Consider the following 24,592-nt stretch of genomic DNA (forward strand, 5'->3'; position numbering starts at 1 on the left):
GGGCCCCAGTCATTGTGATCAGTGATTACGCAGGGCGTTGATCAGGTCTGCCTTGTTCATTGTCGAGCGACCATCAATCTCCAGTTCCGACGCACGCCGGCGCAGCTCATCAACGGTCCAGTCCTCATAACTTCCCGCCTCACCCCCTTTGGCACCCACCTCCTCACGCGAGGAATTGGCGGCGGCATTGGCGATGCGAGCGGCCTTCTCCTTGCTGGAGCCCTCCTCCCGCAGCTTTTCATAGAGCTCACCGTCCTTCACGGACGGTCCACCTGGGGTCTTCTCCGGGTTTTTGTCTTGAGTCATGCCCCCAACGATACGAGCCTTCGGGGGTGACCGCCACCACATTGGGGAATCGCTCCCGGCAGGAATGAAGCTCCCGTATCCTCAAATTCAAGATCGTCCATGCAGATTCCGTTGGAGCCCCCTACCTCAAGGATCGCCCATGCGAAGCCGAGTCCTCGCCGCTGCAGTGTTGGCGATCACCGGTGCCCTCCTCAGCGGATGTGAGTCAGAATCTGAGGTGCGAGATACCGCCGCCCCGCCCCCGGCAACAACGTCGTGGACATTCCTCGCCCCGCCCTCGCTCACACCACTCTCACCAGAGACCACGGAGGCCCCAGAGACTACGGAGCCGAGTATGACAGAGGAACCTCCCCCGGAGCCAACAGAGGTTGCGTCCCCCGACAACCCTGCAGTACCCCAGAATGACGTGCTGGAACCGTGGGAACCAGCACCCGGTCATGTGGTTCCCGGCGGGCAGATCCTCAATATCAATAACGGGTTCGCTTGTTCCGCCGGTTGGCTCACCGGCGCCGGGGATCGCCGTTTCATCATCACGGCCGGGCACTGCGGTGTACCGGGGCAACTGTTTGCAGTACCGGATGGCCACGGCAACTATCCCGTGATCGGTTCCATGGTGGATTCCCGGGTTAACGGTTCACCAGCCGGAATCTTCGGTGTGGATATCGGCCTGATCGAGCTCTACCCCACCACCATCGCCACAGCCGCCCTGCCCCTCGACGCCCAGGTATCCGGGTGGCAGAGTCTGGGCTGGCTGGAGGCCACCCGGCCTGAGATCTGCCGATTGGGATACCGGACGGGACTGTCCTGCGGTCCCTATTACACCTACGGGAATGAAGGTCAGTTCTACTATCAGGGGTTCAGCAACACCGGTGACAGCGGTGGGCCCATCTTCGCCCGGTACGGGGGTCAGTTATGGGCCGTGGGTGTGGCATCGGCCTATGATTTCGACATGCCCGCGCTCGTGGGAATGTCGATCGGCGATTGGATGCCCGGCTGGGACCTCACCCTCTACACCGCTGGATAAGTGGCGCTCAGTTAATGATCGCGGACGACGTCGAGGAAATCTCCTCCATCGGCGACGTCGACGAGCACGCCGTCACCGTCACGGATGTCCCCGGCAAGTAACGCCTTCGCCAGTTTGTCACCGATGGCCTGCTGGATGAGCCTGCGCAGCGGACGGGCACCATAGGCGGGATCATAACCGCGTTCCGCCAACCAGAGCTTTGCGGAATCCGAGACTCGCAGGGCCAGACGACGGCCCGAGAGCCTGTCCGCCAGCTGGGCAACCTGGATGTCCACGATGCTGGCCAGCTGCTCACGTGAGAGGGGATCGAAGACGACGATGTCATCTAGACGGTTGATGAACTCCGGTTTGAATGCCAACTTGACGGCATCCATCATCTGCTCGCGGGTTCCACCGGCCCCCAGGTTGGAGGTGAGGATGAGGATGGTGTTGCGGAAGTCCACGGTGCGACCCTGACCGTCGGTGAGACGGCCATCATCGAGGACCTGGAGGAGGATATCGAAAACATCAGGGTGGGCTTTTTCCACTTCGTCGAAAAGCACGGCCGTGTACGGCCGGCGGCGCACGGCCTCGGTGAGCTGACCACCCTGGTCATAGCCCACATATCCCGGCGGCGCACCGACGAGGCGTGCCACGGAATGCTTCTCGGAGTACTCGGACATATCGATGCGAACCATGGCGCGTTCATCATCGAAGAGGAACTCCGACACGGCCTTGGCCAGCTCGGTCTTACCCACACCGGTGGGACCGAGGAAGAGGAAGGAACCGGTTGGACGATTGGGATCAGCGACACCAGCGCGGGAGCGACGCACCGCATCAGACACCGCGGTGATGGCCTCATGCTGGCCGACGACACGCTGGTGCAGCACCGATTCCATGTTGAGCAGCTTCTCGGTCTCGCCCTGCATCATCTTGCCTGCCGGAATGCCCGTCCAGGCGGCGACGACCTCGGCGATGACATCGGGGGTGACCTCCTCGGTGAGCATGGAATTGTCCGTGCCCCCGATTTTGGATTCCGCATCAGAGATCTGCTTCTCCAGCTCCGGGATCCGGCCATAGCGCAGCTCAGCGACACGGCCATAATCTCCCTCGCGTTCTGCGATGTCAGATTCCATACGCAGAGCCTCAAGCTCCTCCTTGGAGCCACGGACATCATCGATGGCGGACTTTTCATTCTGCCAGCGGGCCTTGAGCTCAGAGAGCTTTTCGCGTTCGTCGGCAAGCTCAGAGCGCAGACGATCAAGACGCTCGCGGGAGGCCACGTCAGTTTCCTTGGTCAAGGCGACCTCCTCGATCTCGAGGCGACGGACGATGCGCTCGAGCTCATCGATCTCCTGCGGGGAGGAATCAATCTCCATGCGCAGGCGGGAGGCGGCCTCATCAACCAGGTCAATGGCCTTGTCAGGGAGGAAACGGCTGGTGATATAGCGGTTGGACAGCTCAGCGGCGGCCACGAGGGCGGAGTCCTGAATGCGGACACCATGGTGGACCTCATAGCGTTCCTTCAGGCCGCGGAGGATACCCACGGCGTCCTCCACGCTCGGCTCGCCCACATAGACCTGCTGGAAACGACGTTCCAGCGCGGCGTCCTTCTCAATGTATTTGCGGTATTCATTGAGGGTGGTGGCACCGACCAGGCGCAGTTCACCGCGGGCAAGCAGCGGCTTGATCATGTTGCCGGCATCCATGGCGGATTCTCCGGAGGCGCCGGCACCGACAATGGTGTGCAGCTCATCGATGAAGGTGACGATCTCCCCGTTGGCGCCCTTGATCTCATCCAGGACCGCCTTGAGTCGCTCTTCGAATTCACCGCGGTATTTCGCACCCGCGACCATGGAACCCAGGTCGAGGCTGACTAAGGTTTTGCCCTTGAGCGATTCTGGGACATCACCTGCGACGATGCGCCGGGCCAGGCCTTCCACGATGGCGGTTTTACCCACACCGGGCTCACCGATGAGGACGGGGTTGTTCTTGGTGCGGCGGCTCAGGACCTGCACCACGCGACGGATCTCCTGGTCACGGCCGATCACCGGATCAATCTTGCCTTCGCGGGCGAGTTTGGTCAGGTCAGTGGAGTACTTCTCCAGTGCCTGGAACTGGCCTTCCGGGTCCTGGGTGGTGACTTTCTGTGCTCCGCGGACAGAAGGAAAGGCGGTCTTGATGGAGTCATAGGTAGCACCCTTGCCCTTGAGCAGATCAGCAGCGTCGGAGTTACCCCGGGCGATACCTGCCAGGAGGACCTCGGTGGAGACATATTCATCTCCGAGTTCCCCGGCGAGCTCCTGGGAAGCGGTCAGCGCGTTGAGTGCCTCGCGGTTGAAGTTGGGGTTGGCCATGCTGGAGCCGGATGCCTTGGGGTAGCTGTCAACCAGTTTCCTGGCTTCGGCGGCAATGCTCTTCGGATCAACTCCGGCAGCGGTCAGAACAGGGCCAGCCACGCCATCGGTCTGCTCCAGGATGGCCACCAGGAGGTGTGCCGGGCGGATATCAGGGTTGCCATTGGCAGATGCCTGCTGGAGAGCGGCCTGCATCGCTTCAGAAGTCTTGGTAGTTGGATTGAATGAACTCATTTCGCAAAAATCCTTTCATCATTTTCGCCAACCACGACCGAGGTTTATACCCAGGAGAGTCTGTGTGTATCCACACAGGTCAGCGACCATTTCTTTTGCTTACATCTGATTCAACAACTGCAAAGTTGAGTCTATTCCACTCAAGGCAAACCATGCAATCCGCGAAGTTGAGTAAGCTGCGATCAAGTTTAACCACGAGACGACTGGATGGCATCAGGGATTGCCCCCAACCTAAACGACAGGAAGGGCGCGCGGAGCGGGATGGGCAGACGACATCACACCCTGGCATCAAGCTCCACACGGTGCTAATATTGTTGACATGACAACAATTTATGACGCGATCATCATCGGCGCGGGCCAGGCTGGCCTCGCCGCCGCCCATGAATTAGCCCGGCGCGGCCTGACCCCGGGACAGGATTTCCTGATCCTGGACTCCAACGATGGCCCAGGCGGTGCCTGGCGGCACCGGTGGGATTCCCTCACTTTAGGCAAGGCACACGGTATCGCCGACCTTCCCGGGCTACCCATGACGCGACCCGACCCCAAGGTTCCAGCCTCCACACTGGTGACCGACTATTACGGTGACTATGAAACCACCTTCGGGTTTGAGGTGGTCCGGCCAGTGAAGGTGGCATCGGTGATGCCAGTGGGAGGGGCGGAATCCACCCCGGAGTCACCCTTACTTGTCCGCGCGGAGGACGACCGCAGCTGGCAGGCGCGGTACGTACTCAACGCCACCGGCACCTGGACCAATCCCTATGTGCCTTATATTCCGGGAATAGATAAGTTTCAGGGCAGGCAGCTACACACAGTGGGATACACCAAGGCCTCCGACTTTGAGGGCCAACGCGTACTGGTGGTGGGCGGAGGCCTGAGTGCGGTGCAGTTCCTCCTGGAAATGGAGGGCATCGCCGACCTGACCTGGGCCACCCGCAGGCCCCCGAACTTCACGGAGAAGGAATTCGACGACGGTTGGGGAATCGCCGTGGAACGCGCCGTCCGTGAACGCACCCACTCCGGCAAGGCCCCTGCCAGCGTGGTCCGCACCACCGGCATCCCGCAATGGCCCGACTATATGCGCGGGGTGGAACGCGGCCTCATTGTCAGCCGCGGCATGTTCGAGGAGATCACGCCCACCGGCGTGATCTTCGGTGAGCCTCGAACCTCCCTGGCCCATGGCCTGGGACCCTCCTCCAATAACCGTCTCGCGGTACCCGACAGCTGGGACCCCCACCCCGCTGGCACCGCACTGGATGTGGATGTCATTTTCTGGAACACCGGTTTCCGTGCAGCACTACGCCACCTGGCACCCATGAAGTTGCGCAGTGGCCACGGCATCCTCATGAACGATGAGGTCTCCCCCGCAGCCGATGACCGCATCCTCCTGGTCGGCTACGGGTCCACCGCCTCCACAGTGGGCGCGACCAGGGCCGGGCGGATCGCGGGCCGGGTGACCGCCAAGAGGCTGGGCCTTTAACGGGCACGCTGCACCGAGATGCCAGCGGGGCGTCGATAAGCATTATTAGTTGTTGACACATCAATTAACTCGTGGAAAGCTAGAAAAATATGAAGGCATTCGGATTCTTGAGTTTCGGCCACTACCAGATCGGCCAGGAGCGCCAGATGCTCCACCAGGCCCTCGAACTGGCGAGGGAGGCAGACGCCATCGGGGTCAACGGCGCCTATTACCGCGTCCACCATTTCGCGCCACAGGGCGCCTCACCGATGCCACTGCTCGGCGCGATCATCGGTTCCACCAAACACATCGAGGTGGGTACCGGAGTGATTGACATGCGCTATGAAAACCCCCTCTACCTGGCAGAAGAAGCGGCCGCACTCAACCTGCTTGCCGACGGCAGAGTCGCCCTCGGCGTTTCACGTGGATCACCCGAACCTGCCGAGAAGGGTTGGGAGTCCTTCGGTTATGAGACCGGGGAAGACCCCAAGGGCGCAGGCATGGCCCGTGAGAAATTCCAGCGCTTCATGGCTGCCGTGGATGGTTATGGCATGGCCGTGGCCGCCGAGGACCAGTACCCACGCCTCTACCGCCCGGGCACCCCACTGCCGATCTTCCCGCACGACCCCACCTTGCGTAAATCCATCTGGTGGGGTGCCGGTTCCCACAACACCGCCATCCAGGCGGCCAAAGACGGGGTGAACCTGATGAGCTCCACCCTCGTCTCAGAGGCCACCGGCCAATCACTGAGTGAGTTGCAGTTTGACCAGATCCAGAACTACCGCGCAGCATGGAAGGCCGCCGGGCACGACTGGACCCCACGGGTGTCAGTGTCCCGATCGATCTTCCCGATTGTCACCGACCGCGACCGCGAACTCTTCGGACTCCAGGGCCAGGGCGAGGATCAGATCGGCATCATCGATGACACCCGCACCACCTTCGGGCGCTCCTATGCCGGATCCCCGGATGAGCTCATTGATCAGCTCAAGCAGGACAAGGCCGTCATGGATGCCGACACCCTCATGCTCACCGTCCCGAACCAGATGGGCGTGGAACTCAACGCCTCCATCCTTGCCAACTTCGCCGAACATGTTGCACCGGCACTGGGATGGGAGCCCAACACCAACGGACCAGTGACCGGGTATGAGTTTTAGGTGATCGATTCTTGGCAGGTTCCGAGCTGGATTCACGGGCCTCGCGAAAGGCCAACGCGAGAATTCAACGCTTCTGAGAAAAAGCTCCCGCGGGGCCCACTCGGGAAGTCACCTGCAGAACATATCGATCCCTGGGTTCGTTTTTGATGACCGGACACACCGGCCGGGCGCAATTCAAGCTGCGCACTCTATTTGTCAGACATAGACCAGGAGATCAGTGGTGCCGGCTGGTGCTGGCGGCGGAAACTGGGCCACCACCACCGCCCTGCCTATCGACGTCTCATCTCGCGGATGAAGATCCAAATCGCCCAGAGCCCACCAGTGAGGACCAACTGTAGGGAATCGACGAGGAAGTTGCCGAATCCACAGCAACGATTAGACACGAGTTGTCCTTTCACATTGAGGGGAATGGCCACATAGTGGGCCTAGAATGAGCGCCACTCAATCGACGATCGGAGAGGTGGCTGCTCATTGGAGGACGTGTTTTTTCTGCGACTCCCCACAATGATCAAAACGAGGGACATTGCATGAGCAATGTCCCTCGTTAGTCTGCATCTACTGATTAAGGATTTTGAGATTGGTGGTCAATCTCGTTGCCGCACTCACGTACTGAAGCCCTAGGATCCTCGAAAGCTGAGGGCCCATCGAGCCGGTAGCTCGAATCGGGCACATCCCGCAACTGAGCGCAGTTCCAAAAGCCTTAGTTAAAGCCTCAGTTAAAGCCTTAGTTGCTGAACTGAAAATCCAGTTCCGCACTCGGATCGATAGCGGTGATGATCCCGGTGTAGAAAGCTATCGCCTGTTCTTCGAGCAGGTCGCGGTTAGCGTTGATCTCTTCAGTTTTAGCTTCCACATCCAGGATCTTCGTAATCGATTTTGCAGGATCAATGTCGGTGGTCGCGAAACTCAACGCCCCGTTCTTCTCCATGACAGTTTCAAACTTTTCATCTGAGTGGCCGATAAAGATGAACTCAGGAATATGGATGATAAACCGATCTGCGCCATCAGCTTCTACCGAAACATCTTCACCTTCGATTCCCAACTTCGCCCGATAACTGTACTGCAGAAACTGTGTCCGTGAGGCGCCTGGAACTGTCCGCCCCCAGATTGTGCCGTCGACCCGTTCAGTACTGATCCCCTGGACGCTGGCACTCATCAGCACAATCTGTTCCTGCTTCTCGATTGCCGTGATGATCCGCGAGTCACTGGAAGTTGTTTCAATCTCAACCGGTGAAGCGAACGGTTTGGTGAGGTAGATCGCGGCACCTGCCGAGATCAGCACCACCAAGAAAATAGCCAGGACACCCAATAGCGCTCTCTTGAGCACCTTCATACCCAAACTCCTTTTAAGAAATTCACAAATTATTCCCAGCCAACACAGCAAACTCTAACATATTAAGTTTGCTAAGTGAATGTAACCTTTGCCACCCGGCCACCTGACCGGCAGTTATGCCCTCCTGGTTGCGGAGACGCTTCTTACATCCAATTTGCTATAAGCAACATTCGTAGAAGCACTTCAGTGCAGCTCAGGTGTGACCAAATCAGACTTCGATGTAGCGAGCTGGAAAACCAGATCTCCTTCCCTATCTTCTGCATCAATCTGATGCTGCACTCCTCATAGCTAATCTTTCTTAAGCCCGGTAGTTACCGGAGGCGTGCCTTTACCCCACCTCAACAGCAAAAAAGTGCACAATGGAGAACGTGACACCCCGACCCATGCGCCCAGTTACCTCCCTCATTGAGGACAACCCGGACGTGTTCCTCCGCACGCTCATAACCAGGTTGTTCAGTCTTGACCCACTCGCATCCGCCTACATTCCGCACGCCGATGACAAGACCCACATCAGCATGGCGGAATCATTGGCAGCGTTGCTTGATGGAGTGGGCCCTGAGGGCGCGGTGGGGGCAGATACCTTGGAGTATTTCCGCACCCTCGCCCGGGATTATCGTCGTTTCGGTTTCACCCCCGCTGCCTTCACCACATTCGGCAAGGCCACCAACCTGGCACTCCGCGAGGTCTGTCAGAATCTCCCCTTCGAAACAGAACTCTTCGCGGAACGTGCCGTCACCGCGGTGACCCGGGATATGGCCCGCGCGGCACAGGAATCCATCGACGCCGGTGAGCCCGCCTCCATCCCCGCCACGGTAGTGGAGGTGGAAAAACGCAGCAGGCGCTTCTATGTGGTTCGCCTCCAGGCAGAGGCCGAACTTGACTACTCCCCCGGCCAATATGTTCCGGTCACCACTGATTACTTGCAGAATGCCTGGCGTTTCCTCTGCCCCTCCATCCCCGCCAACCAGTGGGGTCAGGTGGAGTTCCACATCCAGGTCAATGATGAGGACAACGCCCTGCGTCTGCTGGCGAATTCCCGGCCGGGTGATGTGTGGTCGATCGGCACCGGGCAGGGCGAGTTCGGCCAGCGCCTCTTCGGGCGCCCGACCTCAACGGAGCTTGTCGACGCCACCCCCAGCACCGACCCTCCAGCCGAGAAACCGAATGATTTGTTATTCATCGCCTACGGCACCGGCCTCGCGCCACTGCGCGCCATGATGTTTGAGTTGATGAGCCAGACCAATCCTCCACGGTTGCATTTCTTCGTCGGAGCGGAATACCCCGGGGAACTCTATGAACTGATGGGCCTGTGGAATTTCGCAGCGGCCTGCCCGTGGCTGTCGGTTGTCCCCGTCACCACAAACGAAGAGGATGCCTGGTGGGTGCAGGGCACCGAGGCGTCCAAACCTCCACGCGGTCTGCATCTGACCCAGGTGGGGATGATGGCGGAGATCGTCACCAGCGTGGGGGCGTGGGCTGATCGTGATGTGCTCATCGCCGGACCGGAGCAGATGGCCAGGGATATCCGGCGAGCCCTGATCAGGCGCGGAACACCCCGCAACCGGATCGAGCACCTGCCGTTTTAATAATTCTTGTGGATTACAGGACCGGGATGGATTCCCGGACCTTTTCCAGCCCTGAAAGATCCACATCCGCGATGATTGTTTCCGCTTCATAACCAGCACTCGCGATCACCACACCCGTTGGATCAATCACGGCTGAATGCCCGATACCTGTGGGGCCTTTCCGTTCCTCGGTGGGACGGGCCTGGTCACACATGAGAATCCAGCTGGTGGAATCCAGGGCTCGCGCCTTGCTGAGCACCTGCAGCTGCTCTAGTTTTCCATCGCCGTCCTGCCAGGAGGTGGGCACCACAATGATCTGGGCCCCGGCGCGCGCCAGGTCCTGAAAATGCTGGGGGAAACGGAGGTCGTAGCAGATCGCCACACCGATCTTCACGCCGTCGAGTTCAAAAAGATGTGATTCGTTTCCCGGCTTAACCGTGTCGGACTCCCGGTAACCGAAGGCATCATAGGTGTTGATCTTGCGATACCCCTCGTGCAGGTCACCACCGGTGATCAGGGCGGTGTTGTGCACACGGTGGATGGTTTTGCCTTCACGCTCAACGGTGTCTGCGGTGGTGAACATCCCGGCGACAATCACCACATCAAGATCCTCCGCGAGCTGTTTCACCGCGGTGGCGAACTCACCCGATTCCAGGTCTTCCGCCTGTGGGTCCAGGCGCCCCGTCCCGAACGCCTGGGAGGTTGCCTCCGGGTAGACGAGTAACCGTGCGCCACGTTCGGCGGCCTCAGTTGCCGTGGTTTTCACCAATTCGAGGTTGGCCATTTTATCGGAACCGGTGGTGATCTGTATCAAAGCGATGCGCATGTTTCACAGCCTAGGTGGAGAGCCCAAGTTATTCACAGGGTAAAGCAGAAGATTCTTGTCATTCAAGCGGATTCGATCTGTACTCAAAGCCATGTTCATGACTACAGATTTCCCTGATCGGCTCAGCCACACCACCGATACGCTCGCATTTCCCACACTCACCGTCCAGTGCCACCCCAGCCGCACGGCCTCCGCGCTGCTCCAGGCGGACGTGGGTTGGAGGTCCGGGCTTGACCGCGAAGAACTCTCCCTTTCCTCACTCATGTCCTCCATGCAGGATCTGGCGGGTCGGTTCCTACACATCGACGCATCCCTTGCAGCCGACTTGGATCGTCGATGACCACCCTCAACCTGCGCAGCACTGAGTTGGAGGCCCTCGCGGATGCTCTGCTCGCCATCGCAGCCACACTGGATAACCAGTCCATCAGCCGAACCACTGCCTGGAACACCCTCCCGACCTTCACCGATGCCAGCTCCCTGCTGCTCAGCATCACACAGCTCCACCGCCATAACGCCGTACTCACCGACACGGTCCACCGGATCTCCTCTGCGGCCCGGGTCCTCTCCAGCACCGCCACCACCGTGCGGGTTCTGGAGTCTTACCTGGCCACTGTTGAACGCGCCACCGACCAATCCCCCATGGCCACCGCAGTGCTTCACCAGATCGCGGGGCTGGGTGATCTTCTGGACTTCATGTGTGCCCGGGAAATCGCCGCCCTGTGCACCCAGATCGCCACCCCGCCCCTTCGGGAACTCAAGGATTTCGGCGATCTGCCGGCCACGGCCATCCACGAGTTCAACCTCATGAACGCTCCCCCGCACATCCAGGGCTTCGTCGCGGACAACCCCGACATCACTCTTCTAGAAATAGGCGATGGCACCCTGGTGACAGCCATCGGTGATATCGATGCAGCCGATACCGTGGCCACGTTGGTGGCCGGTGTGGGGTCGTCTGATCCCGCCCAGTGGCAGGGCAACCTCGACCGGGTGCGCACCCTCCACCAGTCCACGGGTGCCGCTGCCGTGATGTGGCTGGGGTACACAGCCCCCGCCTCCATCCCACTGGCGGTGTCTGACCGCACTGCCGTGACCGGATCCCAGGACCTGCGGGCCTTCCAGGAAACCCTGGCCCACCGCCAACCCGAGCAACGGCGCGTCGTGGTGGGATACAGCTATGGGAGCGTGGTGGTGGGGAACGGGGCGTCGGCAAGCACAGCAACAAGCACCCCGGGGTTTGATGCCGTGGTGCTGGTTGGCAGTCCGGGCGCGGGGGTCGGGCATGCCAGCGATATCGCCGGGGAGGTCTATGCCGTCACCGGTTCGCGGGATCCCATCGGATTGGCCGCCACTGATTTCGGTGGGATTCACGGAGCCGATCCTTCATCCGCCCGATTCGGGGCGACAGTATGGGAATCAACTGCGGGGCACTCAGACTATTGGGAAGACCCAACGTTCCTGGACCGTTTGGCTGAGGTGATGAAACGATGAAAAAGCCCATGCCGCTCTCCCCCTGTAGTCACAGGGGGCAGGCAGCATGAGCGGGATTCCTCTGAGCCGTTTAGAAAAGGCCCGTCGGGTTCGGATCGTAGGAGACCAGGAGGTTCTTGGTCTGCTGGTAGTGGGCCAGCATCATCAGGTGATTCTCGCGGCCGATGCCGGATTCCTTATAACCACCGAAGGCCGAGTGTGCCGGGTAGTTATGGTACTGGTTCACCCAGACACGACCAGCCTGGATGGCACGGCCGGCACGGTAGACGGTGTTTTGATCGCGGGTCCAGACACCGGCGCCGAGGCCGTAGTTGGTGTCATTGGCAATCTTGATGGCCTCATCGAAGTCAGAGAACGTGGCCACAGAGAGCACCGGTCCGAAGATCTCCTCGCGGAAGATCCGCATATCATTGGTGCCGCGGAACACGGTCGGCTCAATGTAATAACCATTGTCCAGGCCCTCCACCTTGTTGATCTTGCCACCGGTGAGGGTTTCCGCGCCCTCATCCGGGCCGATCTTGAGGTAGCTGGAGATCTTGTCCATCTGCTCCTGGGACGCCTGCGCACCCATCATGGTCTCGGTGTCGAGCGGGTTGCCCAGCTTGATGCTCTTTACCCGCTGGACGCCGAGCTCGAGGAACTCATCGGCTATGGACTCATGGACCAGCGCTCGGGATGGGCAGGTACACACCTCGCCCTGGTTGAGGGCGAACATGGCGAAGCCTTCGACGGCCTTTTCGCGGAAGGGATCATCCTTGGCCAGGATGTCATCGAAGAAGATCGAGGGGGACTTGCCACCCAGTTCAAGGGTGACCGGGATGATCTTGTCGGAGGCTGCCTTGTTGATGATCTTGCCCACCTGGGTGGAACCGGTGAAGGCGATCTTGCCGATGCGGTCCGAACCGGAGAGCGCGGTACCGGCTTCATCGCCAAGCCCGTTGACAATGTTGAGCACCCCCTCTGGGAGAAGGTCACCGACGATGTTCATCAGGTAGAGGATGGAGGCTGGGGTCTGCTCCGCAGGTTTCATCACGATGGCATTACCTGCCGCCAGCGCCGGTGCGATCTTCCAGGTCGCCATGAGGATCGGGAAGTTCCACGGAATGATCTGGCCGACAACACCAATCGGTTCGTTGAAATGGTAGGCAACGGTGTTGTGGTCAATCTGGGAGGAACGGTCCTCCTGCGCACGGATGGCGCCGGCGAAATAGCGGAAGTGATCGATCGCAAGAGGGATGTCAGCGGCAAGGGTCTCACGGACCGCCTTGCCGTTTTCCCAGGTCTCAGCAACAGCGATCTCCTCGAGGTGCTCCTCCATGCGGTCCGCGATGCGGTGGAGAATCAATGCGCGCTCAGCAACAGAGGTACGACCCCACGCCGGTGCAGCCTTATGTGCTGCATCCAGTGCGGCTTCAACATCAGCGGCGGTGGACCGTGCGACCTCGCAGAACACCTCACCCGTGACCGGGGTGATGTTCTCCATATACTGGCCATCCACCGGTGGGACCCACTGGCCACCGATGTAGTTGTCATACCGCTTCTCGTAGTTGGCGATCGCGCCTTCAGTTCCCGGGTTTGCATAGACGGTCATGGCATCTCCTTCAAGATCCTGTCAGCGCCTGACGCTTTCATATCCGGGCAAGTGGCGATACAGCACCCACCAGGACTGTGCGCCAGGCGACACCAGATGAATATATGTGACGGCAGGCACAAGGGCCCACTTTGCTGCCACCATAAACCCGTTGACCAAAACCCCGCCAGCACCGATCAACCGCCCCACCCCCGAAGATGTATTTCTGCAGTAGAAAAGTCCTGTCCCCGAGGCCTCATCCACCCCCACCAGGTATCTTCACAGCTGGTTCGAATATACGTGAAGGCGGTGGCTGGGAATCTTCCCACGCCACCGCGTCTCCTGCTCCCACCGGGTCTTCCCCGCCTTAGAAGGTCAGGTTTCAGGTCGGATCAGAGGTTGCGTCCTTTACGCCGTTCCCACATCACCACTGCGGTGGAGCGGGGAACATGGACGAGTTCACCCCGCGGGCGGCCACCACCGCGGCGGAGTTCATTTCTCAGCTCATCGTTCTCGGCCGTGAGTTTACGGAGTGAATCCTTGAGGTTCCGGTTTTCCTCACCCAGTTCAATAATGGCCTTGATTCCGGCGAGGTTGACGCCGTCCTCCTGGCTGAGACGTTGGATTTTACGCAGGAGTTCCACATCGTTGCGGGTATACCGACGGCCACCGCCCTGTGTTCGACGTGGGGTGACAAGCCCCATGCGGTCATAGGTGCGCAGGGTCTGGGCGTGCATCCCGGCCAGTTCCGCGGCAACAGAAATGACATAAACTTCCCCGCTGAACCCCGGGCGGTCGGAACCGTCACGGCTGTCCCGACTGTGGTCGTGATCATGGTTGCTCTTGGTTGTTGACATCGCTCTCGCTGCCTTCTTCTGCTTCCCCTCGGTCATGTGGGGGTCACCCTGGTTGGGGCCCCGACATCATGGTGGTCTCCTCGGTTACTGCGTATCGGCTACCTGTTGTTTCCCGCCCAGTCGGCTCGGGGATCAAAACCTGAGTTTTTCTCCGCCTCGGCGTAGGAACGCAGTGCCTCGGTGGCGGCGTCATCCAGACTGTCCGGCACTGTGACCTGCACGGTGACCATGAGATCGCCCTTAATGTTCTTGGTTTCCACACCGCGCCCACGCACCCGGAGGGTGCGACCATCCGGGGTGCCCGGTGCCAGTTTCAGCTTGACGGGTTTGTCCAGGGTCGGAACCGAGATGGCCCCGCCAAGGGCGAGTTCCGAGAAACTCACCGGCACGGTGACGTGGATATTGTTGCCATCTCTTTCAAACACCGGATCATCCTTCACGTGGACACGGACGAAGAGGTCACCCGCGGGTTTGCCGTTGGGGCCTGCTTCACCTTGACCGGCGAGGCGGACTTTTTGCCCGTTCTCCACGCCTGCAGGAATCCGGACGGTGATGGAACGCGCCCGCCGGACGGTGCCCTGGCCGCTGCAGTCGGCGCAGGGGTCAGTGATGACCTCACCGGTGCCGCCACAGTTGGTGCAGGGTGCGGAGAACCCGAAGGCACCCTTGTTTTCTGAGGTGAATCCCGAACCGTTGCACTGCCCGCACTTGGACGGGTGGCCGGATTTGGATCCGGAACCGTGGCAGGTGTTACACGGTGCGTCGCCGGTGAGCTCCACTGCGATGGTGGTTCCCTTGGCTGCCTCTGTGAATTCCAGGGTGATGTCGGTTTCTACATCCGCCCCCCGCGTCGGCCGAGCTGACTGGCGAGGACCACTGCCGCGGTTGAAAAGGCCACCGAAGATATCGCCCAGACCGCCGTCCGCAGAAAATCCTCCACCCTGTCCGGCTCCTCCGAAGAGGTCGGAGGCGTCGAAGCCCTGCGTCTGGCGAAACCCGCCGGGGAAGCCGGCACCCCCGCTTCCGAATCCTCCACGGATTCCGCCCGAGGCCAGCAGCGACTTCAGTTCGTCGAACTCTTTGCGCTTGTCCTCATCGCCGATGACATCGTAGGCCTCGGCGGCCTTTTTGAACCGGTCTTCCGCGGCTGTGTCCCCCGGGTTCTTGTCCGGGTGATTTTCGCGCGCGAGTTTGCGGTAGGCCTTCTTGATCTCGTCGGCGGTTGCGGTCTTGGAGACACCCAGGTCCGCGTAATAGTTCTTATTTGCCCATTCTGCGTTGTTCACTGGGCATCTCCTCCCCTCATTCTGTGCTGCGTGAGGTAATTAAAATGTGTAATTCTACAAGTCTGTATTCATAAACTATGCAATTATCGCCACCAGGGGGTGGCCACAAAGGGCGCGGGGCCTTTCCAGACACCGCGCCCCATTGTGCGTGCGGTTGAAACTGCACGCTTATCGACGAACAACCTGTCCGTCACCCACCAGTCCTGCTGAGGTGGGTTCTACTGCTCCGGATCGGCGATGATGACCATCGCATTACGGATCAGCTTGTCATTGAACCGGTACCCCTTGCGGAGAACCGTGCCCAGGACCTTGGTGTCACCTTCGGACAGATCCTGTACTGCTTCGTGGATCTCCGGATCGAAGGTATCACCGGTGGCTCCGAAGGCTTCCACCTTGAGGCCGGTGAGGGTGTTCAGGAGCTTGTCCGCGAACGTCTTCAGTGGACCTTCTGCCAGGTCACCGTGCTGCTCAGCCAGATCCAGATCATCAAGGATCGGGAGCAGCTGACTAACAACGCCGGCCTTGGCGGTGTCGATGATGCCGGCACGGTCACGTTCGGTACGTCGACGGTAGTTGGCGTACTCGGCGGTGACCCGCTGCAGATCCTCGGTGCGTTCAGCAAGCTGCTGTTCGATGTCGGTAACCACACCGTCGCCGTCAGCATCTGGATCAATATCCACATCAACGTCAGCGAGGGCCGCGTCGATCTCAGCTTCCAGCGCCGGGTCGATTTCGGGCTCTACCTCAGCGTCGTGTCCGGCCTCTGGATCCTCGGCCTGGCGGGCTGCGGCATCATCCGCCGCCTGCTCGGCGAAGTCCGCGGAGGTTGCCTCCGGGTCGGTGTTCTCAGGATCGCCGGGGTTGTCGGGCATTCCGTTGGGGTTGGTCATTACTTCTTGTCCTCACCGTTTTCGGCTGCGTCGTCTTCCACGACCTCAGCGTCAACAACGTTGTCATCTGCTGGAGCACCTTCGGCGCCGGCATCTGCCTGGGTTGCCCCTGCAGCTGCGTCAGCCTCGTAGATGGCCTTGCCCATTTCCTGGGACTCGGTGTTCAGCTTCTCCACGGCAGCCTTGATGGCGTCGAGGTCTTCGCCCTTGAGTGCTTCCTCAACACCCTTGGCGGCTTCCTCAACCGTGTTCTTGAGATCCTCGGAGACCTTGTCGTCATTTTCTTCGACGAACTTGCGGGTCTGGTAGACCAGGGACTCAGCGTTGTTGCGGACTTCCTGCTCCTCGCGGCGCTTCTTGTCCTCTTCGGCGTGAGCCTCGGCGTCCTTGACCATGCGGTCGATCTCTTCCTGGGACAGACCGGAGCCGTCCTGGATGGTGATGGTGCTTTCCTTGCCGGTGCCCTTGTCCTTGGCGGTGACGTGCACGATGCCGTTGGCGTCGATGTCGAAGGTGACCTCGATCTGTGGGACGCCACGTGGTGCAGGTGCGATGCCACCGAGCTCGAAGGATCCGAGCAGCTTGTTGGCGTTGGCGATCTCACGCTCACCCTGGAAGACCTGGATCTGAACAGAAGGCTGGTTATCCTCTGCGGTGGTGAAGGTCTCGGAACGCTTGGTCGGGATGGTGGTGTTGCGCTCGATGAGCTTGGTCATCACGCCACCCTTGGTTTCGATACCCAGGGAGAGTGGGGTGACGTCGAGAAGCAGCACGTCCTTGACCTCGCCGCGCAGCACGCCGGCCTGGAGGGCTGCGCCGACTGCGACGACCTCATCCGGGTTGACACCCTTGTTCGGCTCGCGGCCACCGGTGAGCTCCTTGACCAGTTCGGTCACGGCAGGCATACGGGTGGAACCACCGACGAGCACGACGTGGTCGATCTCGGAGACCGAGACACCGGCATCCTTGACCACCTGGTTGAACGGGGTCTTGGTGCGGTCCAGGAGGTCCTGGGTGATGCGCTGGAATTCAGCGCGGGAGATGTTCTCGTCCAGGAACAGTGGGTTCTTGTCAGCATCAACGGTGATGTATGGCAGGTTGATGTTGGCATTCTGGGAGGAGGACAGTTCGATCTTGGCCTTCTCAGCAGCCTCGCGCAGACGCTGCAGGGCCATCTTGTCCTTGGTCAGGTCGATGCCGTTGGAGGACTGGAACTTCTCAACCAGCCAGTCAACAACACGCTGATCCCAGTCATCGCCACCAAGCTCGTTGTCGCCGGAGGTCGCACGGACCTCAACAACGCCATCGCCGATCTCCAGGAGGGAGACATCGAAGGTGCCACCACCGAGGTCGAAGACCAGAATGGTCTGCTCCTGGTCGCCCTTCTCCAGGCCGTAGGCCAGAGCAGCAGCGGTTGGCTCGTTGACAATACGCAGAACATTCAGACCTGCAACCTGGCCAGCCTCCTTGGTGGCCTGGCGCTGGGAGTCCTCGAAGTAGGCAGGGACGGTGATGACGGCGTCGGTGACATCCTCGCCCAGGTAAGCCTCGGCATCGCGCTTCAGCTTCATCAGCGTACGTGCGGAGATCTCCTGGGAGGTGTAGTTTTTGTCATCGATGGCGACAGACCAGTCGGTGCCGATGTGGCGCTTGACGGAGCGGATGGTGCGGTCAACGTTGGTGACAGCCTGGTTCTTGGCGGACTGGCCAACCAGGACCTCGCCGTTCTTGGCGAATGCCACCACGGACGGGGTGGTGCGGGAGCCCTCGGAGTTTGCAATAACTACCGGCTCTCCACCTTCAAGTACGGATACCACAGAGTTGGTGGTACCAAGGTCAATTCCTACTGCACGTCCCATTATGTTTCCTCCTGATGTTTCGATTTACTTTCGGCGGTTGACTGCGTTGAGCTCAACTTCGGGGATCATACTAACAGATACCCTTGAGCGGATCACACTCAACCTTACACCTTCTGCAACCACCCTAACCATAAAGTTATTCCAAGTCGACTCAACTTTGCCCATTCCTGCTGGTAATCAGGGCTAAATAGGGGACAACCCTGAGGTTCCATAAGGCGGCACGGAAGTTTTGTTCGCTAAGAGCGGACGTTTTTCACCGTTATCCGGCCAAGTTTTCGGGGTTGCGAGGGCGAAATCCATCACGCGATCCCGTGCAGCGAACCTTTGAGCAAGCCGTCAACTGGTCGTGGTTGCAGCTATCTCCCACCTGGCTGCATCCATGGGTGGGATTGTCCCGCCGAGCAACCAGTTATTGTCATTCATCCAGACCTGGACACACAGGCCAACAGGATCGCCCGCCTCCCCGATTATCTCCGGGGCATCCAAACCAAAGCGGGAGGTGGACTGTCCACGCAACGCTCCAGAAGCAATTGGTTGCTGTGCACCGATACCGGACTCATCACAACTGGGCGGATCCACATAAATCTGACTTCGCAGGGAGTCTGCGAAGCCGGTATCCAACAACCCGGTTTCAGTGACTGTTACTGAGGCTGCCGCATTCGTTCCAGCACCAGGTCGCACAAACAGCGATGCATAGACAGCATTCTCCTCTCCCACAGCCAAAGCCATCTGCTCCGGGCCGAAATCAAGTGTTGTCGACCCACCCCAGGTTGCGTTATCAGTGGACCCTTCAAGGTTCAACACCGGTTGAACAGAGGTGTACAGTTCAGCGGCAGCAAAATGTGTGGTGCTCCGCTGGGCTTCGGTCAGTACAGGAGGCGCTGCCAACAGGGCCGCTGCCACCGCCAGAGCAGAGATGGAAGCAACTACTCCACCACGGCTTCGCAGGAGGTTACTCATCGCCATCACCTTCCGGGGTGGTGGCAGAGGTGGTCTGCGCAGAGGTGGTCGGTGTAGCATTGACGGATGTAGTGGGTGCTGAGGAGGTGGTGATGACAACATCAGGTACAGGTACTGAAGCGCCGGGAATCAGGGGACGGGCCTGGGCGATCGCGCCGTCGACAAGCTCAATTTCAACAACCGGGACAAGCTCACCAGCCGCCTGGGCGTCAAACAACTTCCAGTTGGGGCCTTCAACATCGCCAGAAGCAGCAATCTCAGCGAGCACCGCTTCGATCTCCAGGCGATCGGACGCATCAAGTTCGCGGGTAGCCAGAAGATGATAATCCATTCCCGGCAGGCTCATGGTGTCTTCGGTGGTGAAACCGAAGATTTGCGGACTACCGGTCGCGGATGTTGCAGGGGGCATCATCAAAGCTCCCAGAGACTGGGCGACGGGGGAAGAAGCACCGTGAGGAGCTGTGCTGCCGCGACCATCTGAAAGCTTCAATCCGCATTCCGAACGGATGGTGTGGGAATCCCACTCAGTCGGGCCGAGAACTTCACCTCGATAAGCCACCGTCACTTCGGAAAAAGCCCGGAGATTCTGGTTATCAACTCCCCAGTTCATAGTGATCTGCGTGTGGATATAGGAGGAGCTAACCAGGGTGCCATTCCGTTTCGTCCGACTCACGTGAACAGTGTCCCCGTCAGGGAAGGGGTCTCCCCCTTCATTGATCAGAGTAGCCAGATCGTAATGGTCGACGTTTTCAATGAGCCCCAGAAGAATACCGGTTCCCACCGAAATGGTCCCGGTTGGGCGGCTCCCAAAAAGATCAGGATTCCCATCCTCATCCACAGCACATCGTGCCTGAACCCCCAATGGAATGGTGGCGGCAGCCTTCATATTGGGAGGGAAGACAATTCCAATCGGCAGCCCGAGGAGGTCTGCCTTATACAGCATTTCATCTATATACCCACCTGTTAATGAAGCACCTGCAGCAGCTCCTGCATCACCTGCTTCACCACAGGAAGCTGTGGAATCATCCCCGCCGTAGACGCAAGCCGTGCCAAAATTCACTGTGCCTGCTTCATGATCCCTGCCATCATCAATCTCTGTCCATTCTTCAGTCTGACGAGGTTGACGCTCTCCGCTGTAGCCGCTGAGCAGTTCATACTCATCTCCACTGGCACCACGGACGTAGGTTCTTGCGTACTGCCCGATAACTTCCACAGGTTTTTCCTCAGCCTGGAACTCCGCGTCGAAGGTCACTGAATCCGTGGCAGGTGTCAGCGATGACTGCGATCCGTCTTCCTTGGCACCAACAATGCTGATGACACCCCAGGACAGGATCACAGCGGCAATGGACACCAGCACCACCAGCACCGCCACCACAGCAGAGTTGGCAAACGACCGTGAATGATGACCCGCCATCTACCCCACCACCCTCTCTGTCACTGCGAAACTCCACTCAATTGTCCCGGTGGAGTAATTTCCCGCAGGCAGATCAGAGATGTCCCGGAGGGTTGCCCCGATGCACAGCCCCTGAGCAATACCTGGGCCGTTCCCACCTGCGGGAGGAAGCTTCAGTGTCTCTGTTGCAGGGACAAGTTCACCCAGGGAACCTGACTGCAGCTCCTGTCCCCCAACCGGGCAGGCACCGGTACTGACCTCTATATCCACGTGGTCATTGAGATCCGCGCGTTCCACCACCGGTGCCAGCACCTGCACCTCGCCGGATGTGGCGGTTGTCATGCGGAACCACAGTTCTGCCTCCACTGGTTCCCCGGGGACGAGACCGCCGAAGGGCAGGTCGAAGTTGAGCACCACAGCACCGTCACGGCTGTCATGTTCTTCAAAGGTGGCGGTGGGGGCAGGGGCGCTCTCCACGGTAAAACCTGCCGAGGTGAACTCGCCGAAGATAACTTCAGAGTCAGACCACAGTGCCAGTGTTGCGACAGCACCGAGCCCCAGCACCGCGGTGGATGCCAGCACTGCCCGGAGGCGTCGACTCTGCGTCACGTCAATCAGATCATTTCTTGTTTTTTAGCGGTGGTAGATCTCTCACGTATAAAGGCGCTGTCTTTTCTCCGGCTGGCGGTCCCAGCCTTGCAGCCTCTGCACGGTCATTCCTGTTGCACTGCATCAAAGGTCCAGACGACCCTCCCCTGCTCTGCAAGGGTTGCACCATAGGAGTCAGCCAGTTGGACTTCGATGCACAGTGGCTGGGTCGCATCCACTGCAAGGATAAACTCTTCCCCCTCCGCAATGGCGGTCCCAGCTGCCAGAGTGCCGGCATCGCAGCCACCTGCATCAACGGCGGAAAGCCGGTAGGTGAGGTCTGCCTCCAGGCCCAGATCCCCCTGGGCCACAGCGGAGTAGGTGACCGGCGCCGGGATGGTGCCGATATTTCTCAGGTGGAATTCCTCATATACCGCCACTCCGGGGACCAGGTTGTCAGAACCGGTGAAGGACAACCGCAGTGGGGTATCTGCATGACTGGCCCAGGCGATGCCGTCTGCCGATCCCTGAATATCAAAAGTCCCGGCTTGAAAAGTGCCCTCGAAAATCTCCACGTCACTCCATGCCGCCAGTGTCATGGTGGCACCGATACCCAGCACCGCGCCGCCCGCCGCAAGTGCGCGGAGTTGGCGGGATCTCTGCCCCATGTGAATCCCACCTACCTATCGCTTTCCCGACTCTCAGTTATTTATTATATTCAGTTTCTTTTTTAAGACAATGGAGTCGCACACATTTATTCGGAAAAATCAGGACAAAATGTGGTTTTGGGCTAATTTTCCCGATTTGGCGTGCCCTGATTCCGTCGCCGGTGCCTACCCGCTCCCCCACGTCCATCCCTGGGCCAGAACGCCCAGATCACTATCACCGTTGCCATGATGGTCACGAGTCCCAGCGTGCGCGGATCCGCCAGCCGTGCCACATGATGTCCCCATTCCGGATGCGACCAGAACAGCAACTTCACCTCCTCCACGTGATACGGGAAGGGGTCCGGGTGCGGATTGTCATCGCCCCGCATCTGGATGATCCGTCCCTCCGGGGCGTTCTCCGGATCGGGTTCATTGGAGATCACACGGTGGGTGATCGGCAACCTGCCCGCGCGATCCACCGCCACCACGTCACCCACCTCCGCCTCACCAGCGGGGATCGTCCTCACCAATGCCACTGAACCCGCGGGGATCTCCGGGGACATCGATCCGGTTTTGAACATCATGATATTGATCCCGAACGCATACGCCGCGATCACCGCTACCACGCAGAGCACCCCGAATGCCGCCAGCGCAGTCAGCACCACCTCCCCCAGCCAACGCAGCGCCGCCCGGTGGCCGGACGCCTTTTTACGCTTTGCGACGCCCACCCCGACCCCTCCCGCCATAACCCTCAGATAATGCTGTCCAGACTAACAACCTAAGAACCGGTATCGTTGCGGTTCATAGATCACTTCCACTCATACCATTGATAGTTGGAGCTCAGATGACCGAACCATCAGACATCCCCCCACAAAGCACGGGGAAGAATACAGACATGTCCGAGAAGCTTTCGGAAGCAGTGGAAGGTGACCTCGTGGACTTCGAGGCCCTTGAAGCCGGTCAAACCATCGACCGTGCAGCCGTGATCGGCCGGGATGGACGCTGGGCCGCGGGGTGGGCACTGCGCTTCATTGTTTTTGTCATCGCCGCCTGGATCTTCTGGCAGGGTCTCGGATTCATCTGGGCAGGTCTGCTCCCCATTCTCCTGGCGCTGCTGGTCTGTACTGTCCTCTGGCCGGTGACCAAGTTCCTGCGGGAACACAAATGGCCACCGGCGTTGGCTGCCGTCGCAACCATCCTCGGATTCTTCCTCCTCATCGGTGGCATTTTCACGGCCATTGCCCCCAGCGTGGCCAGCCAGTCCCAGCAGGTCTATGAACGCGCCTATGAAGGTGTCCAATCATTATTGGACCAGCTTCAGAACGGCCCGTTGAACCTCGACCTCGGACAGCTTGATGAGTTCGTCAGTGACGCCACCGCATGGGTCCAGGATCAGGCATCAAATATCGCCTCCGGTGTGTTCACCGGTTTCTCGGCAGCCACCACCGTGGTGGTCACCATCGTCGTGATGTTCGTGCTCACGTTCTTCTTCCTCAAGGACGGTGTGAGATTCCTTCCCTGGCTGCGCAAATACACCGGTGATAACGCCGGTTGGCACCTCACCGAGGTTCTGACCCGTTCCTGGAATACCCTCGCGGGCTTCATCCGCACCCAGGCGCTGGTGTCCCTGGTGGACGCGATCTTCATCGGTATCGGCCTGGTCATCCTCCAGGTTCCGCTCGCCCTGGCCCTCGCGGTGATCACCTTCTTCGGTGGCTTCATCCCGATCATCGGTGCGTTCACCGCAGGCGCCCTGGCCGTGATCGTGGCCCTGGTGACCAACGGACTCACCAATGCACTGCTGGTGCTCGGCCTGATCATTCTGGTCCAACAACTCGAGGGCAATGTCCTCCAGCCATTCCTGCAGGGCAAGGCGATGCAACTGCACGCCGCCATCGTGTTGCTGTCCGTCACGATTGGTTCCACCCTGTTCGGCATCATGGGCGCATTCCTTGCGGTGCCCGTCGCAGCGGTGGTCGCGGTGTGGTTCCGCTATCACGCAGAGCTGGTGTCACTACGTTCCGGTGAAATCACGGTGGATGACATCAAGATCCAGACTCAACGGTCCGCGAACAAGAGTGGAACGAACTCCTCCGAGGCGTTCCACTCTGTCCGTGAACGATTAGCCAACATCGGCCGCCGGAAGAATACCCCGGAGCGACCTGGTTCCACACCGGTGGAGGACGACTAACCCTTCCCGCCTTATGGAAGGAAGTCGTGGGCGATCAGGGCGTCGTAAAGCTCTTTGGCACCTGCATCAACCGCCTCAAACCAGGTGGTCGCCGCCCCCTCGTCAGCCTGGTCGCTGACCTGCTTCAGCAGGGTCACGGGAACGCCAAAGCTGGCTGCGACCGCCGCCACCGCAGCACCCTCCATATCGCAGAGGTGCGCGCTGCGTGCGAGGCGTTCGCGCGTGGCGGTGTCGCTGATGAAAGCGTCACCGGTAGCCAGATGTGCCACGGGAAGACGACCAGACACCGGCAGCCCACTGCCATTGGGATAGGGACGCCCCAGCATCTGGGAGATGAGGTCGCTGGAGAAATCGTGCTGGAAAACACGCGCGATCTCAAACACACCGCTGATACCGTCGTGCAGACCGCCAGCGGTACCGATGTTGATGATCCGATCCGGAAGTGCTGACCTGCCGGCCAGTTCCCTGGTGAGGGCGATCGCACAATTAAGAGTGCCAATGCCGGTGACGATCAGATCAGTACCTGCGGGAAGATAAGCAGCTTCCTCCCGCGTTGCGGAGACAAAAAGTGTAGTGGTCACCAGCTCACCGTAACCGACAGCCTCCCCCAACATGAGACAGAAGGTGCC

Annotated in this window: 22 protein-coding genes; 7 read left to right on the plus strand and 15 right to left on the minus strand. The window is 59.7% G+C overall.

Annotation, left to right across the window (positions count from 1 at the left end; all coding sequences use genetic code 11):
- Positions 1-18: 18 nt before the first annotated feature.
- On the minus strand, positions 19-306 hold the full coding sequence (locus tag CFAEC_RS11920) for a DUF7218 family protein (protein ID WP_290277099.1): 288 nt from the start codon (positions 304-306) through the stop codon (positions 19-21).
- 139 nt (positions 307-445) lie between these two features.
- Between CFAEC_RS11920 and CFAEC_RS11925 the strand changes: the two genes are divergently transcribed.
- Positions 446-1,330 carry a chymotrypsin family serine protease gene (locus CFAEC_RS11925; protein ID WP_290277100.1) on the plus strand — a complete coding sequence of 295 codons (885 nt, stop codon included), beginning with the start codon at positions 446-448 and terminating at the stop codon, positions 1,328-1,330.
- A gap of 11 nt (positions 1,331-1,341) precedes the next feature.
- On the opposite strand, the gene clpB is transcribed toward CFAEC_RS11925, so the two are convergent.
- On the minus strand, positions 1,342-3,900 hold the full coding sequence (clpB, locus tag CFAEC_RS11930; protein WP_290277102.1) for an ATP-dependent chaperone ClpB: 2,559 nt from the start codon (positions 3,898-3,900) through the stop codon (positions 1,342-1,344).
- A gap of 319 nt (positions 3,901-4,219) precedes the next feature.
- Between clpB and CFAEC_RS11935 the strand changes: the two genes are divergently transcribed.
- Together CFAEC_RS11935 and CFAEC_RS11940 are read left to right on the plus strand one after the other, a co-directional pair.
- Positions 4,220-5,377: an NAD(P)-binding domain-containing protein gene (locus CFAEC_RS11935; protein ID WP_290277104.1), complete on the plus strand. Its 1,158-nt coding sequence runs from the start codon at positions 4,220-4,222 to the stop codon at positions 5,375-5,377.
- Positions 5,378-5,466: 89 nt separating this feature from the next.
- Positions 5,467-6,510 (plus strand): LLM class flavin-dependent oxidoreductase, encoded by a 1,044-nt coding sequence (locus tag CFAEC_RS11940; RefSeq protein ID WP_290277106.1) that lies wholly within the window; start codon positions 5,467-5,469, stop codon positions 6,508-6,510.
- Positions 6,511-7,234: 724 nt separating this feature from the next.
- Here CFAEC_RS11940 and CFAEC_RS11945 read toward each other — a convergent pair.
- Positions 7,235-7,843 carry a hypothetical protein gene (locus tag CFAEC_RS11945; protein ID WP_290277107.1) on the minus strand — a complete coding sequence of 203 codons (609 nt, stop codon included), beginning with the start codon at positions 7,841-7,843 and terminating at the stop codon, positions 7,235-7,237.
- A gap of 359 nt (positions 7,844-8,202) precedes the next feature.
- Between CFAEC_RS11945 and CFAEC_RS11950 the strand changes: the two genes are divergently transcribed.
- Positions 8,203-9,429, plus strand: coding sequence for an FAD-binding oxidoreductase (locus CFAEC_RS11950; RefSeq protein WP_290277111.1), 1,227 nt, complete (start codon positions 8,203-8,205; stop codon positions 9,427-9,429).
- 13 nt (positions 9,430-9,442) lie between these two features.
- Here the strand turns inward: CFAEC_RS11950 and CFAEC_RS11955 are convergent, their stop codons facing one another.
- On the minus strand, positions 9,443-10,234 hold the full coding sequence (locus tag CFAEC_RS11955) for a carbon-nitrogen hydrolase family protein (protein ID WP_290277113.1): 792 nt from the start codon (positions 10,232-10,234) through the stop codon (positions 9,443-9,445).
- A 97-nt stretch (positions 10,235-10,331) separates the two neighbouring features.
- On the opposite strand from CFAEC_RS11955, the gene CFAEC_RS11960 reads away from it, so the two are divergent.
- Both CFAEC_RS11960 and CFAEC_RS11965 read left to right on the plus strand, forming a co-directional pair.
- Complete coding sequence (locus CFAEC_RS11960; protein WP_290277115.1) at positions 10,332-10,574, plus strand: hypothetical protein; 243 nt, start codon at positions 10,332-10,334, stop codon at positions 10,572-10,574.
- The gene (locus tag CFAEC_RS11965) at positions 10,571-11,722 is read left to right on the plus strand and encodes an alpha/beta hydrolase (RefSeq protein ID WP_290277117.1); all 1,152 of its coding nucleotides are present in this window, start codon (positions 10,571-10,573) and stop codon (positions 11,720-11,722) included. The genes CFAEC_RS11960 and CFAEC_RS11965 overlap by 4 nt, the downstream gene beginning before the upstream one ends.
- A gap of 70 nt (positions 11,723-11,792) precedes the next feature.
- On the opposite strand, the gene exaC is transcribed toward CFAEC_RS11965, so the two are convergent.
- From exaC to CFAEC_RS12015, 10 genes are all read right to left on the minus strand, one after another.
- Positions 11,793-13,313, minus strand: coding sequence for an acetaldehyde dehydrogenase ExaC (gene exaC / locus CFAEC_RS11970; protein ID WP_290277118.1), 1,521 nt, complete (start codon positions 13,311-13,313; stop codon positions 11,793-11,795).
- 371 nt (positions 13,314-13,684) lie between these two features.
- On the minus strand, positions 13,685-14,029 hold the full coding sequence (locus CFAEC_RS11975) for a heat shock protein transcriptional repressor HspR (RefSeq protein ID WP_435384287.1): 345 nt from the start codon (positions 14,027-14,029) through the stop codon (positions 13,685-13,687).
- A gap of 218 nt (positions 14,030-14,247) precedes the next feature.
- Positions 14,248-15,435 (minus strand): molecular chaperone DnaJ, encoded by a 1,188-nt coding sequence (gene dnaJ / locus CFAEC_RS11980; protein WP_290277123.1) that lies wholly within the window; start codon positions 15,433-15,435, stop codon positions 14,248-14,250.
- A 218-nt stretch (positions 15,436-15,653) separates the two neighbouring features.
- Positions 15,654-16,325: a nucleotide exchange factor GrpE gene (grpE, locus tag CFAEC_RS11985; RefSeq protein WP_290277124.1), complete on the minus strand. Its 672-nt coding sequence runs from the start codon at positions 16,323-16,325 to the stop codon at positions 15,654-15,656.
- Positions 16,325-18,184, minus strand: coding sequence for a molecular chaperone DnaK (gene dnaK / locus CFAEC_RS11990; protein WP_290277127.1), 1,860 nt, complete (start codon positions 18,182-18,184; stop codon positions 16,325-16,327). The genes grpE and dnaK overlap by 1 nt, the downstream gene beginning before the upstream one ends.
- A gap of 336 nt (positions 18,185-18,520) precedes the next feature.
- Complete coding sequence (locus tag CFAEC_RS11995; RefSeq protein ID WP_290277129.1) at positions 18,521-19,144, minus strand: hypothetical protein; 624 nt, start codon at positions 19,142-19,144, stop codon at positions 18,521-18,523.
- Positions 19,137-20,558 carry a hypothetical protein gene (locus tag CFAEC_RS12000; protein WP_290277131.1) on the minus strand — a complete coding sequence of 474 codons (1,422 nt, stop codon included), beginning with the start codon at positions 20,556-20,558 and terminating at the stop codon, positions 19,137-19,139. Before CFAEC_RS12000 ends, CFAEC_RS11995 begins: the two co-directional genes overlap by 8 nt.
- Positions 20,559-21,146, minus strand: a complete 588-nt coding sequence (locus tag CFAEC_RS12005; protein WP_290277133.1) for a SipW-dependent-type signal peptide-containing protein — start codon at positions 21,144-21,146, stop codon at positions 20,559-20,561.
- Positions 21,147-21,250: 104 nt separating this feature from the next.
- Entirely contained in the window at positions 21,251-21,793 is a 543-nt protein-coding gene (locus CFAEC_RS12010) for a SipW-dependent-type signal peptide-containing protein (RefSeq protein ID WP_290277135.1), read from the minus strand.
- Positions 21,794-21,915: 122 nt separating this feature from the next.
- Positions 21,916-22,500 (minus strand): S24/S26 family peptidase, encoded by a 585-nt coding sequence (locus tag CFAEC_RS12015; protein ID WP_290277136.1) that lies wholly within the window; start codon positions 22,498-22,500, stop codon positions 21,916-21,918.
- A gap of 116 nt (positions 22,501-22,616) precedes the next feature.
- On the opposite strand from CFAEC_RS12015, the gene CFAEC_RS12020 reads away from it, so the two are divergent.
- Positions 22,617-23,963 carry an AI-2E family transporter gene (locus CFAEC_RS12020; RefSeq protein WP_290277137.1) on the plus strand — a complete coding sequence of 449 codons (1,347 nt, stop codon included), beginning with the start codon at positions 22,617-22,619 and terminating at the stop codon, positions 23,961-23,963.
- An 11-nt stretch (positions 23,964-23,974) separates the two neighbouring features.
- Here the strand turns inward: CFAEC_RS12020 and CFAEC_RS12025 are convergent, their stop codons facing one another.
- Positions 23,975-24,544 (minus strand): nucleosidase, encoded by a 570-nt coding sequence (locus CFAEC_RS12025; RefSeq protein WP_290277139.1) that lies wholly within the window; start codon positions 24,542-24,544, stop codon positions 23,975-23,977.
- Positions 24,545-24,592 lie beyond the last annotated feature (48 nt).

Source organism: Corynebacterium faecale (assembly GCF_030408735.1).
Classification (GTDB): domain Bacteria; phylum Actinomycetota; class Actinomycetes; order Mycobacteriales; family Mycobacteriaceae; genus Corynebacterium; species Corynebacterium faecale.